Below are 16340 nucleotides of genomic sequence, written 5' to 3' on the forward strand. Positions count from 1 at the left end.
GAAGCCCTTGCCAGGCGACGGTGATATCGGGCCCGGCCTAATCGCGGGACAAGCCCGCTCCTACAGGGGCCCCGTGCCGCACCGTCGGGCGCGGCCTTGTGTCGCGATGGCCTGCCGAGCGGCCCCCCTGAAACCCACCAACGGCCCATAATTTGCAGCTTGGACCGCAAAGTCATAAGCCCACAGCTGTTCAGATTTTATCCAGATTCATCTTTATCCGGTCATCGAGAGCGGGTATCATGCCAACCCTTTTTCGGACTCCAATGATTCGGCCCCACAACAGGGAACACCTATGTCGGCGGTACGCATCGGCCCTTACACACTGCGAAACAACCTGATCCTCGCGCCCATGGCCGGGGTCACGGACCAACCTTTCCGTACGCTTTGCCAGCGCCTGGGCGCCGGCATGGTCGTCTCGGAAATGGTGACCAGCGACATGAGCCTGTGGAACAGCCGCAAGTCGCGCCTGCGCCGCATCCATGATGGCGATCCCGAGCCACGCTCGGTGCAGATCGCCGGTGGCGATGCGCAGATGCTGGCCGCGGCGGCCCGGGCCAATGTCGAGGCTGGTGCCCAGATCATCGACATCAACATGGGCTGCCCGGCGAAAAAAGTCTGCAACAAGGCCGCCGGTTCTGCTTTATTGAGAGATGAAGCCTTGGTCAGCGAAATCCTCCACGCCGTGGTCGGCGCAGTGGAGGTACCGGTGACCCTGAAGATCCGCACCGGCTGGGACCGGGCGAACAAGAACGGCCTGACCGTGGCGAAGATCGCCGAGCAGGCCGGCATCCAGGCGCTGGCGGTACATGGCCGCACACGCGCCGACCTGTACACCGGCGAAGCCGAGTACGACACCATCGCTGCGATCAAGCAGGCGGTGTCGATCCCGGTTTTCGCCAATGGCGATATCACTTCGCCAGAAAAGGCCCGGGCGGTGCTGCACGCCACCGGTGTCGACGGCCTGCTGATCGGCCGTGCCGCCCAGGGGCGGCCGTGGATTTTCCGCGAGATCGAGCATTACCTGCGTACGGGCGAGCACCTGCCTGCTCCGGCGCTGGAGGAAGTGGAACACATTCTGCTGGAGCACCTGGCGGCGTTGCATGCCTTCTATGGCGATGTGATGGGCGTACGTATCGCCCGCAAGCACGTTGGCTGGTACCTGGCAACACGACCGGGCGGCAAGGAGTTCCGCGCCCGGTTCAATGCGCTGGAAGACACACAAGCGCAGTGCGCCAACGTTCGCGCGTTTTTCCGCGAACGTCGAGAGAGCCTTGAGACAGAGGACGGACAAGGGGTGGCCGCATGACGATGATGACCGAGACATTAGTGAGTGGAACAACGCCCGTGAGCGACAACGCCAACCTGAAACAGCACCTCAATACGCCGAGCGAAGAGGGCCAGACCCTGCGCGACAGCGTGGAGAAGGCGCTGCACAACTACTTCGCACACCTGGAAGGGGCGACCGTCACGGACGTCTACAACCTGGTGCTGTCGGAAGTCGAGGCACCGCTGCTCGAAAGCGTGATGAACTACGTCAAGGGCAACCAGACCAAGGCCAGCGAGATGCTCGGGCTCAACCGTGGCACCCTGCGCAAGAAGCTCAAGCAGTACGACCTGTTGTAATCGAACCCCAACCAGAAAAGGCGGCTCTCCCAAGAGGCGCCTTTTTTGCTGAATCCACCGCGTTATGGAATCCGAAATGACCGACCAGACTACCCGCCTGCCGATCCGCCGCGCCCTGATCAGCGTCTCCGACAAGACCGGGATCCTCGAGTTCGCCCGTGAGCTGCAACAGCTCGGCGTCGAGATCCTGTCCACCGGCGGCACCTACAAGCTGCTCAAGGACAACGGTGTGAACGCGGTGGAAGTGGCCGACTACACCGGCTTCGCTGAAATGATGGATGGCCGGGTCAAGACCCTGCATCCGAAGATCCACGGCGGCATCCTGGGCCGTCGCGGCATCGACGATGCCATCATGAACGAACACGGTATCAAGCCGATCGACCTGGTCGCGGTCAACCTGTACCCGTTCGAGGCAACCATCGCCAAGCCCGGCTGCGACCTGCCGACCGCCATCGAGAACATCGACATCGGCGGCCCGACCATGGTCCGTTCCGCAGCGAAGAACCACAAGGACGTCGCCATCGTGGTCAACGCCAGCGACTACGCCAGCGTCCTGGAGAACCTCAAGGCCGGCGGCCTGACCTACGCCCAGCGCTTCGACCTGATGCTCAAGGCCTTCGAGCATACCGCCGCCTACGACGGCATGATCGCCAACTACATGGGCACCATCGACCAGGCCAAGGACACCCTGTCCACCGAAGGCCGCAGCGAGTTCCCGCGTACCTTCAACAGCCAGTTCGTCAAGGCCCAGGAAATGCGCTACGGCGAAAACCCGCACCAGAGCGCGGCGTTCTACGTCGAGGCCAAGAAGGGCGAGGCCAGCGTTTCCACTGCGCTTCAGCTGCAGGGCAAGGAGCTGTCGTTCAACAACGTGGCCGACACTGACGCCGCACTCGAATGCGTGAAGAGCTTCGTCAAGCCAGCCTGCGTCATCGTCAAGCACGCCAACCCGTGCGGCGTGGCCGTGGTTCCGGAAGACGAAGGCGGCATCCGCAAGGCCTACGACCTGGCCTACGCCACCGACACCGAGTCGGCCTTCGGCGGCATCATCGCCTTCAACCGTGAACTGGATGGCGAAACCGCCAAGGCCATCGTCGATCGCCAGTTCGTCGAAGTGATCATCGCGCCGAAGATCTCCCAGGCTGCCCGCGAGGTAGTGGCTGCCAAGCAGAACGTACGCCTGCTCGAGTGCGGCGAATGGCCTGCCGAGCGTGCTGCCGGCTGGGACTTCAAGCGTGTCAACGGTGGCCTGTTGGTGCAGAGCCGTGACATCGGCATGATCACTGCCGAAGACCTGAAGGTCGTGACCAAGCGCGCCCCGACCGAGCAGGAGATCCACGATCTGGTCTTCGCCTGGAAAGTGGCCAAGTTCGTCAAGTCCAACGCCATCGTCTACGCCAAGCAACGCCAGACCATCGGCGTAGGCGCCGGCCAGATGAGCCGCGTCAACTCCGCCCGCATCGCCGCCATCAAGGCCGAGCATGCCGGCCTGCAGGTGCAGGGCGCGGTCATGGCCTCGGATGCGTTCTTCCCATTCCGTGACGGCATCGACAATGCAGCTAAAGTGGGTATCACCGCGGTGATCCAGCCGGGTGGTTCGATGCGCGATGCCGAAGTCATCGCCGCTGCCGATGAAGCCGGCATCGCCATGGTGTTCACCGGCATGCGCCACTTCCGCCATTAATCAAGCTCCCACGGTCCCTGTAGGAGCGGCCTTGCGCCGCGAAAGGGGTGCGTAGCGCCCCTCGGATCTCGGCTTCGTAGCAGAGATCGCCTGGGCCGCCTTGCGGCCTTTTCGCGGCACAAGGCCGCTCCTACAGGGAAACGGGATCGGCGCTAAACGAATTCGAGGTTTTGACATGAAAGTTTTGATCATCGGCAGCGGCGGCCGTGAGCACGCCCTGGCCTGGAAAGTCGCCCAGGACCCACGGGTCGAGAAGGTCTACGTGGCCCCGGGCAATGCCGGCACCGCCACCGAAGCCAAGTGCGAGAACGTCGCCATCGACGTCACCGCCCTGGAGCAGTTGGCCGACTTCGCCGAGCAGCACGTACAGATGACCATTGTCGGCCCAGAGGCCCCGCTGGTCGCCGGCGTCGTCGACCTGTTCCGCAGCCGCGGCCTGGACTGCTTCGGCCCAACCAAGGGCGCAGCCCAGCTGGAAGGCTCCAAGGCCTTCACCAAGGACTTCCTCGCACGTCACAAGATCCCGACCGCCGACTACCAGAACTTCACCGAGATCGAGCCGGCCCTGGCCTACCTCAAGGAAAAAGGCGCACCGATCGTCATCAAGGCCGACGGCCTGGCTGCGGGCAAGGGCGTGATCGTCGCCATGACCCTCGAGGAAGCCGAAGCCGCCGTACGCGATATGCTCGCCGGCAACGCCTTCGGTGATGCAGGTTCGCGCGTGGTCATCGAGGAGTTCCTCGACGGCGAGGAAGCCAGCTTCATCGTCATGGTCGATGGCCATAACGTGCTGCCGATGGCCACCAGCCAGGACCACAAGCGCGTCGGCGACAAGGACACCGGCCCGAACACCGGAGGCATGGGCGCCTACTCCCCGGCTCCGGTGGTCACCCCGGACGTGCACCAGCGCGTGATGGACCAGGTCATCTGGCCGACCGTGCGTGGCATGGCCGAGGAAGGCAACGTCTACACCGGCTTCCTGTACGCAGGCCTGATGATCGACAAGGCGGGCAACCCCAAGGTCATCGAATTCAACTGCCGCTTCGGCGACCCGGAAACCCAGCCGGTCATGCTGCGTCTGGAATCGAGCCTGGTGTTGCTGGTCGAAGCCGCCTTCGCCAAGGCCCTGGACAAGGTCGAGGCGCAGTGGAACCCGCAACCGAGCCTGGGCGTGGTCCTGGCTGCCGGCGGCTATCCGGGCGACTATGCCAAGGGTGACGTCATCAACGGCCTGGATGCGGCCGCCAAGCTCGAAGGCAAGGTCTTCCATGCCGGCACCGCCCTGAAGGACGGCCAGGTCGTCACCGCTGGCGGCCGTGTGCTCTGCGCCACCGCCATGGGCGCCACGGTCGAGGCTGCCCAGCAGCAGGCCTATCGCCTGGCCGAGCAGATCGACTGGAACGGCAGCTTCTACCGCACCGACATCGGCTACCGGGCCATCGCCCGCGAGCGTGGCGAGCACCAGTAACCTGCACCGAATCGCCGTGTCGCCCCTGGCGCACGGCCTTCGGCCCGCCGACAAGGCCTCCTCGGGGGCTTGCCTCGGTCTCGGCGCCCCGCGCATAGTTGTAATCCGGCATCTTAGCTAGGAAGGACCTCGTCGTGCGTCGGCTTCGGATTGCCATTGCCCTGATCGTCAGCCTGCTGACACTGCTCTGCCTGCCTCCTGCCTCAGCCGAGCAAGGCGCAGGCTGGTCGGTCCTGCTCGATGAACAGGCCAACCTGCAATTGAGCGATGTGCGCTCGGAGCGCTACCGCAACCAGTTCAGCCCCATCCGCCTGCTCGAGCTCGACGCCGCACCGGCCGACCAGGCCCTCTGGCTGCACTACCGGCTCGAACCCGGTGAGCAGGAACAACTGTTGCGCATCTTCGCCCCGGACCTCTCGCGCCTGGACTTCTACGCCCTGGATGGCGAAAAGCTGGTGCGCCAGATGCACCATGGCCGCCAGGCCGGCAATGCCAGCCCGACCCTGCGCAGCAGCGACCACCTGTTGCCATTACCCAACAGCCCCAACGCCCTGGAAATCTACGTACGGCTGGTCTCCGAACACCAGTTGCGCCCTGCCATCAGCCTCGAGCCTGCTGCGTCGGTCGCCGCCGACCAGACCCGCCCCTTGCTGTTCGGCCTGCTGTTCGGCGGCCTGGCAATGCTGATCCTGCACAACCTGATCCGCTTCCTCTACACCCGCTCCAACACCACACTGATCCTGGCCCTCTACCATGGCCTGATGCTGCTCAGCGCCCTGATCCTGCTCAACCTCAGCGGCCCCTGGTGGCACCTGTGGCACAGCGCGCAGACGCCGGCAGCCTACCTGACCCTGGTCCTGGCAGGCCTGGCCGGGCTGTACTTCACCCAACATTTCTTCAGCCCTTGCAGCTCGCTGCGGTGCAACCGCCTGTTGCATGGGGAGATGCTGATCGTCGCGGTCAGTGGCCTGGTGCTGCTGTTCGTCGATACCTTGCCGCTGAACCTGATGACCTACGCCCTGATGGCCCTGGGCAGCGTCACCATGCTGCTGGTCAGTGCCTACCACTGGTACAAGGGCTATGGGCCTGCGCGTCTGTTCGCCGTGGCCATGCTGGTGTTCAACCTGGGTGGGCTGGTGCTGCTGCCTGCCCTGCTGGGCCTTACCCGCACCACGACCCCCTGGCTGTTGTGCATTCTCATGGGGCTGACCGTGGCCAGCGGGCTGCTGTTGAACCTGGCGGTCAGCGAGCGCCTGCGCAGGATCAGCGAGGAACGCTTCCGCGCCAGCCGCGCCCTCGCCGCCAGCGATGCCGAGATCAACGCCAAGGCCGAGTTCCTGGCCAAGATCAGCCACGAAATCCGCACCCCCATGAATGGCGTGCTAGGAATGACCGAACTGCTGCTGGGCACGCCGTTGTCGGTCAAGCAGCGTGACTATGTGCAGACCATCCACAGCGCCGGCAATGAACTGCTCACCCTGATCAACGAGATCCTCGACATTTCCAAGCTCGAGTCCCGCCAGATCGAACTGGACGATGTGCAGTTCGACCTCAACGCGTTGATCGAGGATTGCCTGAACATCTTCCGGGCCAAGGCCGAGCAGCAGAACATCGAGCTGATCAGTTTCACCCAGCCGCAGGTTCCGCAAGTGATCAGCGGCGACCCGACCCGCCTGCGCCAGGCCCTGTCGAGCCTACTGGACAACGCCCTGAAGAATACCGAACAGGGCGAGATCCTGCTGGTGGTGGCCCTCGACCAACGGGGTGGCGTGCCGCGCCTGCGCATCGCCGTGCAGGACAGCGGCGAAGCGATGCCGCCTGCCGAGCGCGAAGCCTTGCTGCAGGCCGAGCTGCACAGCCACCAGTTCCTCTCCAGCAACAAGCTCGGTGGCCACCTGGGGTTGGTCATTGCCAAGCAATTGATCGGCCTGATGCAAGGCGAGTTCGGGATCAAGAGCAGCAGCAATACCGGGAACACCCTCTGGCTCACCCTGCCCCTGGACCCCTCGCGCCTGGAGCAACCGCCTACCGACCTGAACGGCCCGTTGCGCGACGCCCGCGTACTGGTGGTGGATGACAACGACACGTGTCGCAAGGTGCTGGTGCAGCAGTGCAGCGCCTGGGGCATGAATGTCAGTGCCGTGCCGTCGGGCAAGGAGGCCCTGGCCCTGCTGCGCACCAAGGCGCACCTGCGCGACTATTTCGACGCCGTGCTGCTGGACCAGAACATGCCAGGCATGACGGGCATGCAACTGGCCGCGAAGATCAAGGAGGACCCCAGCCTGAACCACGACATCCTCGTGGTGATGCTCACCGGTATCAGCAATGCGCCGAGCAAGATCATCGCCCGCAATGCCGGGGTCAAGCGCATCCTGGCCAAGCCGGTGGCGGGCTACACCCTCAAGACCACCCTGGCCGAAGAGCTTGCCCTGCGCGGCCGCGAACAGCCACCCGCGCCCGGCCCGACAGGCCCATCCGGGCCGTTGGACCTGCCCAGCGACTTTCGCGTGCTGGTGGCCGAGGACAACAGCATTTCGACCAAGGTCATCCGCGGCATGCTCGGCAAGCTCAACCTGGAGCCGGACACCGCCAGCAATGGCGAGGAGGCCCTGCGGGCAATGAAGGCTCAGCACTACGACCTGGTGCTGATGGACTGCGAGATGCCCGTGCTTGATGGCTTCTCGGCCACCGAGCAGCTGCGCGCCTGGGAAGCTGCCAACCAGCGTCAGCGCACCCCGGTGGTGGCGCTGACCGCGCACATCCTCAGCGAACACAAGGAACGCGCGCGCCAGGCGGGCATGGACGGGCACATGGCCAAGCCGGTGGAGTTGTCGCAATTGCGCGAAACGGTCCAATACTGGGCCAGCCAACGCGCGTCTGCCTCGGACCCGTTACACACCCCCTGAACAGCGGCGTAGGCTTCATCGCGGGACAAGCCCGCTCCCACAGCCCCCCGATAATCCAGCTGTTACCTGTAGGAGCGGGCTTGAACTGGCCTAATGATTTTGGACACCTTCTTCGGGCGCTATGATGGCGCCCAATTGGAGGCAAAATCAGTGCGCAAGTCTTATTCGAGAGAACACAAAATCCGAGCAGCTGAAATGGTGCTGGATGCCGGCCAGTCGGTTCCTGAGGTATGCGAAATCCTCGGGATTGGCCGCACAGCTCTTCGTCGTTGGGTTGAGCAGGTAAGGCAGGAGAGAGAGGGCAAGGTGCCGGCTGGAGCCAAAGCCATCACTCCGGAGCAGCAACGTATTGAAGAGCTGGAAGCGCTGGTTCGTCAAAAGGATCGGGATATCGAAATCCTAAAAAAGGCCAGTGCTCTCCTGCTTCGGGACTCCAAAGATCGTTCTCGCTGATCAACGAGCTGAGAGAGCAATATGGTGTTGTCGACTGCTGTCGCGTGCTTGGGGTCAAACGCAGCAGTTTCTATGCATGGCGCAAACGCCAAGGGCGTGAGAATCCCGGCAGGGATGCTCTACGCTCGCGTGTAATCGATCGTTTTAAGGCGTCACGAAGCTCTGCCGGTTCACGCACGTTGATGCAGGAGCTGCGGCGTGAAGGCCATGAGATTGGGCGTTACAAAGTGCGTGCGCTTATGCGTGAAGCTGGCCTGAAATGCCGGCAGCGTAGACCGCACCGGTATCGGTCATCCGGCACGGAAGCATTGATTGCGGAAAACCAACTGAAGCGAAACTTCAAAGTTTCGACAATCAACGAGGTTTGGTGTGGCGATGTAACTTATATCCAGGTTGGCAGGCGTTGGCTGTATTTAGCCGCAGTAATCGACTTGTATGCACGCCGAGTCGTAGGCTGGGCGTTTTCAATGACTGCCGATGCCAGGCTGGCCTGTGACGCGCTGCGTATGGCGTCTGAGTCCAGGGGCAGGCCTGCGGGCGTGATGTTTCATTCAGATCAAGGCTGCCAGTACACCAGCCACAAATTCAGGTCTGTGCTTGAAGAGTGCAGCCTGAAGCAGAGCATGAGCCACCGTGGCCAATGCTGGGACAACGCCGCCATGGAGCGATTCTTTGGGGCATTGAAATCAGAATGGGTGCCACCAGGAGGCTATGAGTCCGAATCTGAAGCCAAGGCCGACATCATGGCTTATTTGGTGCACTACAACCTCAAGCGCCTCCACAGCTACAACGGCTACGAGACCCCGGTAGCCATGGAGGAAAAGCTCAGGGCAGCGGCATGAACCTTAACCGGTGTCCAAAATTACTTGACCAGATCAGCTTGCCCCGCGATCACCGGCAACGCCGGTGCCATCCCTCACCGGCAAATCCGCTCCCCATTCAGAATCAGAGGGTTGTCCCTGGAGTGCTGATACACTTGCCCACACCTCTCCCCCGCCATGGATCCACGCCATGCTCCATGAGTTGTTCAGCGTCTACCTGAAAATGCTCGTGCTCTACAGCCCGTTCTTCGTGCTGTCCTGCTTCATCAGCCTGACCCGCGGCTATTCCAGCAAGGAGCGCAAGCAACTGGCCTGGCGTGTGGCCGTCGCCGTGCTGGTGGCCAGCGTCCTGCTCTACCTGTTCGGGCGGGTGATCTTCGGCGTGTTCGGCATTACCGCCGACGCCTTCCGTATCGGCGCCGGCAGCGTGCTGTTCATCTCAGCCCTGGGCATGGCCCAGGGCAAGTCGGCGGTACAGGCCGACAACGTGCAGCAGGATGTGACCATCGTGCCGCTGACCATCCCGCTCACCGTCGGCCCCGGCACCATTGGTGCACTGTTGGTGATGGGCGTGGGCCAGCCACACTGGGATGACAAGCTGCTGGCCATTGTCAGCATCGCCCTGGCCAGCTTCACCGTAGGCCTGGTGCTCTACCTCTCGTACCATATCGAACGCATCCTCGGCGACCAGGGCCTGCAGATCGTCAGCCGCCTGATGGGGTTGTTCGTCTGCGCACTGGCGGCGCAGATCATCTTCACCGGGATCAAGGGCTACCTGCTCACCTGAGCTTGAGGTCGAGAATCGATCGACGACTTTGCGCGGTCACTCGGGATTGCACCTTCGCCTTGAACTCATCCCGGAAGATCCGCAGATTGAAGCGGATCAGCTCCGCACTTTGGATGCGTACCTGGGACTTGTGGTCGAAGCTGTAGAACAGAACCCCTCCCAACCTGGTATCGAGCGGCACATTCAGCTCCATGTGATAAAGCACCATGTCGAAGTAATCGCCCGAATGACGCACGCAGGGCAACAACTGGAAATGCAACGTGCTCCCCGTTCGCGCGTTTATCTCGAATACCCGCATCGCCTTCGGGTCGTTTTCAAGCGCGTTCAACGCTTGGCCGGTCAACTCGGCATGCACGCCTGAGCCCGCCTGCTCGATCTGCGTCACGGCATGGTCCACCAGCCGCCCACGGTCCGGGCCCCGACGCTGCACATTGGGTGGCGGCGTGGCATCCCACCCCAGGTAGCTCAGTTTGCGCCGGTAGTTGTCGAACCAGTTGCTGTTCAAGCCAGAGGTGTATTCGTCGCGCGTCGCGCGCTGCGCGAACAGGTTCACCAACAGGATGTCCTCCCGATCCGCAGGGCTTACACCAGGCATGAACGCCGCCAGGCTGCCAGAGACGACACTGGCACTGCTTGCTTCATTCATGGTGTCGCCCTCCCGACATGGGCAAGGCGACCTGGCATACGTACTGGGCTCGCACATGCGCGTACTTCTCCCGAAGCCCATCACGGATGTCCGCCAGCGCACGTTCGGAAACCACGTAATGGGTAGCGTGCAACGTCAATTGTTCCAACGCCAATACATCGAACCGCTGCCAGGGCCAACGTCGTTCGATGCCCTCCCGGCTTTTGAAGCGCATCTCCCCGCTCACGATCGACGCATCAGGCAACACCACCCGTAGCTCGGCCGCCAAGGTGGCGCAAAGGCCCTGTTCGGGGGGTTGGACGCATTCGGTCCATAGGGCCTGCAAGGCTGGGTGCGCCTCAGGCAGGTCGACAGCCTTCAGGCAACGGGCTGCTCCCGCTCGGTACACAGGTGCAAGCTTGCTCAACACACTGCCGCACAATGCCTTGAACGGTTCGATCGACACCACAGGTGTGTCGGGCGATGCCAGTTCGGTGAAGGGGCAACCCAGGTTCAACTGGGTGTTACGGTATTCCAACCGCCACCGTGTGTAGTCATCGAACACGGCATATTCCGCGCTCGCCTGAAGGTAGGCAGCCAATTGCAGGTCGAGCAAGGTTTCGATCTGTTGCGCACTCAACGCACTGGACATCAGCACCAGGCTGTTGCCGTTGAGCCACAAGGTGTAATCATGGGGCATGATTCATCCCTCCAAAGGCGCATCGGGAACGATTCCCGATGCGTATGGGCTCAACGCTTGAGTTTCAGGCTCAGCAAGGTGGAGCGGGCATTCTTGCTCACGCGGTCGATCAAGACATCGCGGTTCTGCTCGTAGAGGCCACGATGGAAGACCAGCGCAGCAACACCGGTATACGTGGTGCTGCCATTGCTGTTCCATTTGAACAGCAGGAAGTTACCGTTCACGTCCGGCTCGGCATCGGTATGGACAGCGGTCAGCAGCATGACTACCTCACCGTTGGCCGACTGGTTGCACTGTGCCAGGCTCAGGCCGCTGCGATCCTTTTCGAGGGTGTCGCGCTGAAGCAATTCGATGGCTTCGGGGCTATTGGCAAGCGCGTCGATCGCCGCCGTGCCGACCTCCTTGGCAGCACCGATGATGCCACCGGATAGAAAGCCCAGCGCTACCTGCAACCCCTTGCCCAGCAAGTTGCTGACCTGCAACTGCACATTACTGCTGACGGTGCGGTTCATTTCATAGCGAACCGGTATCCACCCCGTTTGCTGCATGACATCGATGTAGAAGCCGAACCATTGGTCCGCCTGGGTCGTCGGGTGAAACTGCGCGGTGGCCGCCTGGGTGGCGAAGACGTGACATTCCTTGGCAGCGTTACAGTTCGCCAGACTCATGTGGTCAGGGAAGACGAACAGATTCTTGTCAGCCAGCACTTCGACGCGCTGATTCTCGATTTTTTCGCTCATGGCCATGGTTCCTCGGTAGGTTGAAGCTGGAGCCGGGTGACTCCAGCCATCAACCTACCGAGCGCGACAGGCCGTGCCTGCCGCGAAAGACTTCCTGGCCCGGTAAGCCTCCAACCCTCAGGGTCGGGCGCCGTACCAACGCGGTGTATAGACCCATTCGCCGCCGCCAGGCCGCTCGAACCGGCAGGTGGTCGACGACCCCACCAACACCATGGTGCGCATGTCGACCATTTCCGGCACCAGCTCGGCCAAGGTGACGACCCTGAGCGTCTGCCCTGGCCTACCGATATCTCGGCCAAGGACTACAGGTGTTTGCCCGTCACGGTGCTGGCGCACGGTGTCCAGGGCACGCCCCAGCTGCCAGGGCCGCGAACGTGATATCGGATTGTAGAAGGCCAGCACCAGGTCAGCCTGGGCGGCAAGGTCCAGGCGCCGCTCGATGATCGACCAAGGCTTGAGGTTGTCCGACAACGACATGACGCAGAAGTCATGGCCCAGCGGCGCCCCCGCCTGGGCAGCGGTGGCCAGCGAAGCCGAGACCCCAGGCAGGATCTCCAGGTCCACCCGATGCCAGGCCGGGTCACTGGATTCGTGCAAGGCTTCGAGCACGGCGGCTGCCATGGCGAACACTCCCGGGTCCCCGGAGGACACCACCACCACTGAACGCCCCTGGGCCGCCAGCTCGAAGGCATGACGGGCGCGTTGCATCTCTTCGCGGTTGTCGGTGCAATGCAGTACCTGGTCCTCACGGAACGGGCCGGCCATACGCACATAGGTCTCGTAGCCGAGTACGTCCTGGGCACGGGCCAGCTCGGCCTTGACCGCCGGGACCATCAGCTCGGCCGCGCCGGGGCCAAGCCCGATCACGGCCAGGCGCCCTCGACGCCTGCCCACCTGCAGGGCATCCACGGGCGCCGCAGCCACCGCGACGACGAGACCGTCCTGTACGATCAACCGGGCTCCGGGCACGGCTTCGGCGACCATCCCGGCAAGGTCCGAGGCCAGGGTGGCGAAGCGCAGTTCGACACCCAGTGCTTGCGCCGCATCGTGCAGGCCCTGGTCGGCCATGGCCTGTTCGCCGGCCAGCAGACATGCCAGCGACTGCTCGGCGATACCGGCCTTGCGCAGCCCCTCACGTACCCGTTCGACGACACCCGGGCCATTGTCTTCGACCGCCACGACCACGCAGCGGGCATGGATCAACAACTCGTCACGGCTGGTCGGCCGCGCTTCACAGCCCACATGGATGGCGCGCTGGGCAGCCTGGTCCTGCGGCAGGTGCGCCTGGGCAAGCCAGGGCGCCTCGCCTTCCACGCGTACCGCCTCACCGGCCAACAGGTCGGAAACGAAGCGCTTGCCCTGCTCCAGGTCCGCCAGTGTGTAGCCGGGCGGCGGGTTGAGCAGGCAGGTGCCGAAACGCAGCTCGCCACTGGTGGTGATGGCTGGTGCAACGTCCAGCGCCAGGCCGATCTCCCGAGCCATGACATTGACCCCGCCCAGGCCACCCAGCAGCGGCACCACGGCGCTGCCATCCTCGGCCACCGCCAGAACCGGTGGCTCGGCGCCCTTTTCCGCGAGCAGGCCGGCCAGGCTGCGAATCACGATGCCGGCAGCGCACAAGGCAATGATCGGCGAGCCCTGCCGGTAGAGCTGGCGCAGGGTGTCACCGAAGTTGTCGTAGTGTGCATCCACGTCCTCGACCCGCCCTTGCAGGCCATGGATCGTCGCCTGTGGATAACACCGCTGGATCCGCTGCGCGGTAGCCAGGCTGCCGGGGCCGAGGATGACGATCGCCGGGGCCTTCTGCATGTTCAGCCCTGCCATTTTTCACCCGGTACGACGATCAGCGAGAAGTACGGCGAGGATTGCGGGTCCACCTCGTCCAGCGGGACGATCTTCTGGTTGGCCATGGTCGCGCGCTCTACGTACAGCGCGCGCCCCTCCAGGCCCAGCTCGCCCAGCACCTGGCGCACCTTGGGGAAGTTGCGCCCAAGCTTCATGATCACGGCGGCATCGGCATCGGCCAGGCGCCGCTTGAGTTCCTCGTGGGGCAACACGCCGGAGAGGACCGACAAGCTCTGGTTGCGATACACCAGCGGCGCGCCCAGCACCGAGGCCCCTCCGAGCATCGAACACACGCCAGGGACGACCTCGGCCTCGTAGCGCTGGGCCAGGCGGTCGTGCAGGTACATGTAGGAGCCGTAGAAGAACGGGTCGCCCTCGCAGATCACCGCCACGTCACGCCCGGCGTCCAGGTGCGCGGCCACCTGCAGGGCGGCCTCGTCGTAGAAGTCGCTGATCACCTGTTCGTAGGACAGCGGCGCTGGCAGCACTTCGGTCGTCACCGGATACACCAGTGGCAGCAAGGTCTGCGCCGCCTGCAGGTGCGCCTCGATGATGCCGAAGGCATTGCCCCGCTTGCCCTTGGCCACGAAGTAGGCCACCACGGGGGCCTCGCGCAGCAGGCGCAGGGCCTTGACCGTGATCAGTTCCGGGTCGCCGGGGCCTACGCCCAGGCCGAACAGACGTCCACGCGGCTGCATCATTCCACCTCCGTGGCCAGGGCATTGACCGCGGCGGCGGCCATCGCGCTACCGCCCAGGCGGCCCTGCATGATCACGAACGGCACGCCGCGGCTGTCGGCGGCCAGCATCGCCTTGGACTCCGCGGCGCCGACGAAGCCCACCGGGAAGCCCAGGATCAGCGCAGGCTTGGGCGCACCGGCGTCGAGCATTTCCAGCAGGTAGAACAACGCTGTCGGGGCGTTGCCGATCACCACCACGCTGCCCTCCAGGTACGGGCGCCACAGTTCCAGGGCCACGGCCGAGCGGGTGTTGCCCTGCGCCTTGGCAAGGTCCGGTACGCTGGGGTCGCGCAAGGTGCAGATCACCGGGTTGTCGGCCGGCAGGCGCGCGCGGGTCACGCCTTCGGCGACCATGTGTGCATCACACAGGATCGGCGCCCCCTTGGCCAGGGCTTCGCGGCCGGCGCGCCCGGCACCTTCGGAAAACTGCAGGCCGTCGATGGCATCGACCATGCCGCAGGCATGGATCACCCGCACGGCGAGCTTCTCCAGGTCGGCGGGTATCCGCTCGAGCCGGGCTTCCTCGCGGATGATCCGGAAGGAATTGCGATAGATCTCCTGACCATCGCGGATGTAGTCAATCATCAAGGTGCTCCGTCGGCAGGTCGAGCATGGCGCCTGCTTCTTCTGGGGTGATGTCGGTTGCGCGAAGCCTGCCGAAACCCGGCTGTTGCCTGTCGCGCAGATAAAGGTCGTATCGGCCCGGCGAGCGGGCCAGCAAGGTGGCCGGGGCGACATGGGCCGCAGCGCAGGAACGGGGGCAGCCGGACAGGTGCACGCTGCCGGGGCGCCCGGCCTGCAACAAGGGCGCGAGCACCTGGGCATCGGCCTTGGTGTCGGCCAAGGCCTTGGCGCACCCTGTGGAGCCGGTACAGGCGGTGAGCCGGGCAAGGGGGTGATCGGCGTGGCAAAGCAGGCCCAGGGCGTGCAATGCTGCCTGGGCCTGCTCGAGCCGCGTCGGGTTCAGGTTGGGTATCACCAGGCTTTGCCAAGGGCTCAGGCGCAGGCTGCCATCGCCCGATGCCCGAGCCAAGGCAGCGATGCCGCGCAGCTGGGTCGATGTCAGGCGCCCCAACGGCGGAGCGATACCCAGGGCCATGCCCTGTCGCTGGGCCAAGGGACCAAGCCACGGGGCCCGGGCCGGCGCACGGCGCCAGCCAAGTACCGCTGCATCACGGCGGATATCCAGACCCAGGCCGCCGATGAACGCGTCGACCGGGCAACCGGCGAGCAACTGGCGCATGCGCGACTGCTGCGGCCCGGCCAGGTCGAGGAAGCGCACCAGCACTGCCTGCACCAGCGCCAGCCCCTGTTCGACCGGCACGGCGCCCATCGCCTGGCCAGGGCACCCGGCCAGGCCGAACGCAAGCCAGGTGTGCTGGTCGAGCGTCATTGCCGACAGCCACAGGTCATGGGGGTGCTCGAGCATCGCCAGGCCTTCGCCGCCGTCGAGCTGGATGGCGAACTTGGCCGACAGTTCATGCAAGCGAGGGGTGGTTTCCAGCATCCGCAGAATTTCCCCGGCCAATGGGCGGGTATCGAGCAGCATGGCGGGGTCGAGGCCGGCGAGTGGGCTGAGCATCAGGTTACGCACATCATCGAACGCGGCATCACGCGGCCCGAGCCCGGCATCGAGCAAGTTCTGCACCAGGCCCTGGCGGTCGTTGCCAATGCCACGGATCTGCAGGTTGGCGCGGTTGGTCGCTTCGATCACGGCCGTGGCGAAGCCCTCGGCGACGTCGGCCACGGCTTCGGCCTGCTTGGCCTGCAGCAGGCCACCAGGCAGCTTGATGCGGCAGATCCCGCCGTCGCGCGCGTCGACGATGCGCCACAACCCCGGGCAGGCCGAGGGGCGGGGCGACACGAGGGTGCTTGGTGGCTGCGTCAAGGGGGCATCCGGCATCTTGAAATGCGCTTGAGTGTAGAAGGCGCGGTATTATGCCTGCTTT

General features: G+C 64.1%; 15 protein-coding genes. 8 read left to right on the forward strand and 7 right to left on the reverse strand.

Annotated elements, in window-relative coordinates; all coding sequences use genetic code 11:
• The first annotated feature begins 292 nt into the window (after window positions 1–292).
• The 8 genes from dusB (at window position 293) to K8374_RS20965 (ending at window position 9742) form a co-directional block, all read left to right on the forward strand.
• Entirely contained in the window at window positions 293–1306 is a 1014-nt protein-coding gene (gene dusB / locus K8374_RS20935) for a tRNA dihydrouridine synthase DusB (RefSeq protein ID WP_084858759.1), read from the forward strand.
• Window positions 1303–1623, forward strand: coding sequence for a DNA-binding transcriptional regulator Fis (gene fis, locus K8374_RS20940; RefSeq protein ID WP_008093076.1), 321 nt, complete (start codon window positions 1303–1305; stop codon window positions 1621–1623). The genes dusB and fis overlap by 4 nt, the downstream gene beginning before the upstream one ends.
• 76 nt (window positions 1624–1699) lie before the next feature.
• Window positions 1700–3307 (forward strand): bifunctional phosphoribosylaminoimidazolecarboxamide formyltransferase/IMP cyclohydrolase, encoded by a 1608-nt coding sequence (gene purH / locus K8374_RS20945; RefSeq protein WP_224457041.1) that lies wholly within the window; start codon window positions 1700–1702, stop codon window positions 3305–3307.
• A gap of 175 nt (window positions 3308–3482) precedes the next feature.
• On the forward strand, window positions 3483–4775 hold the full coding sequence (gene purD, locus K8374_RS20950) for a phosphoribosylamine--glycine ligase (RefSeq protein WP_224457042.1): 1293 nt from the start codon (window positions 3483–3485) through the stop codon (window positions 4773–4775).
• Window positions 4776–4909: 134 nt separating this feature from the next.
• A complete protein-coding gene (locus K8374_RS20955; RefSeq protein WP_224457043.1) occupies window positions 4910–7681 on the forward strand; it encodes a hybrid sensor histidine kinase/response regulator in 2772 nt (923 codons plus the stop codon).
• A gap of 93 nt (window positions 7682–7774) precedes the next feature.
• Complete coding sequence (locus tag K8374_RS26615) at window positions 7775–8134, forward strand: transposase (RefSeq protein WP_224456644.1); 360 nt, start codon at window positions 7775–7777, stop codon at window positions 8132–8134.
• 8 nt (window positions 8135–8142) lie between these two features.
• Window positions 8143–8976, forward strand: coding sequence for an IS3 family transposase (locus tag K8374_RS20960; RefSeq protein ID WP_411969665.1), 834 nt, complete (start codon window positions 8143–8145; stop codon window positions 8974–8976).
• A 169-nt stretch (window positions 8977–9145) separates the two neighbouring features.
• Entirely contained in the window at window positions 9146–9742 is a 597-nt protein-coding gene (locus K8374_RS20965; RefSeq protein WP_224457044.1) for a MarC family protein, read from the forward strand.
• Here K8374_RS20965 and K8374_RS20970 read toward each other — a convergent pair.
• The 7 genes from K8374_RS20970 to cobG form a co-directional block, all read right to left on the reverse strand.
• Window positions 9735–10388, reverse strand: coding sequence for a hypothetical protein (locus tag K8374_RS20970; protein ID WP_224457045.1), 654 nt, complete (start codon window positions 10386–10388; stop codon window positions 9735–9737). The genes K8374_RS20965 and K8374_RS20970 overlap by 8 nt on opposite strands.
• Window positions 10381–11067 (reverse strand): hypothetical protein, encoded by a 687-nt coding sequence (locus tag K8374_RS20975; protein ID WP_224457046.1) that lies wholly within the window; start codon window positions 11065–11067, stop codon window positions 10381–10383. Before K8374_RS20975 ends, K8374_RS20970 begins: the two co-directional genes overlap by 8 nt.
• A 50-nt stretch (window positions 11068–11117) precedes the next feature.
• On the reverse strand, window positions 11118–11807 hold the full coding sequence (locus tag K8374_RS20980) for a hypothetical protein (RefSeq protein ID WP_224457047.1): 690 nt from the start codon (window positions 11805–11807) through the stop codon (window positions 11118–11120).
• 117 nt (window positions 11808–11924) lie between these two features.
• Entirely contained in the window at window positions 11925–13631 is a 1707-nt protein-coding gene (gene cobJ, locus K8374_RS20985) for a precorrin-3B C(17)-methyltransferase (protein ID WP_224457048.1), read from the reverse strand.
• Window positions 13619–14353 carry a precorrin-2 C(20)-methyltransferase gene (locus tag K8374_RS20990; protein ID WP_224457049.1) on the reverse strand — a complete coding sequence of 245 codons (735 nt, stop codon included), beginning with the start codon at window positions 14351–14353 and terminating at the stop codon, window positions 13619–13621. Before K8374_RS20990 ends, cobJ begins: the two co-directional genes overlap by 13 nt.
• The gene (locus tag K8374_RS20995) at window positions 14350–14976 is read right to left on the reverse strand and encodes a precorrin-8X methylmutase (protein WP_084858769.1); all 627 of its coding nucleotides are present in this window, start codon (window positions 14974–14976) and stop codon (window positions 14350–14352) included. The genes K8374_RS20990 and K8374_RS20995 overlap by 4 nt, the downstream gene beginning before the upstream one ends.
• Entirely contained in the window at window positions 14969–16294 is a 1326-nt protein-coding gene (gene cobG, locus K8374_RS21000) for a precorrin-3B synthase (RefSeq protein WP_224457050.1), read from the reverse strand. Before cobG ends, K8374_RS20995 begins: the two co-directional genes overlap by 8 nt.
• Between the last annotated feature and the right edge of the window lie 46 nt (window positions 16295–16340).

Source organism: Pseudomonas sp. p1(2021b) (genome assembly GCF_020151015.1).
In the GTDB taxonomy this organism is placed as follows: domain Bacteria; phylum Pseudomonadota; class Gammaproteobacteria; order Pseudomonadales; family Pseudomonadaceae; genus Aquipseudomonas; species Aquipseudomonas putida_K.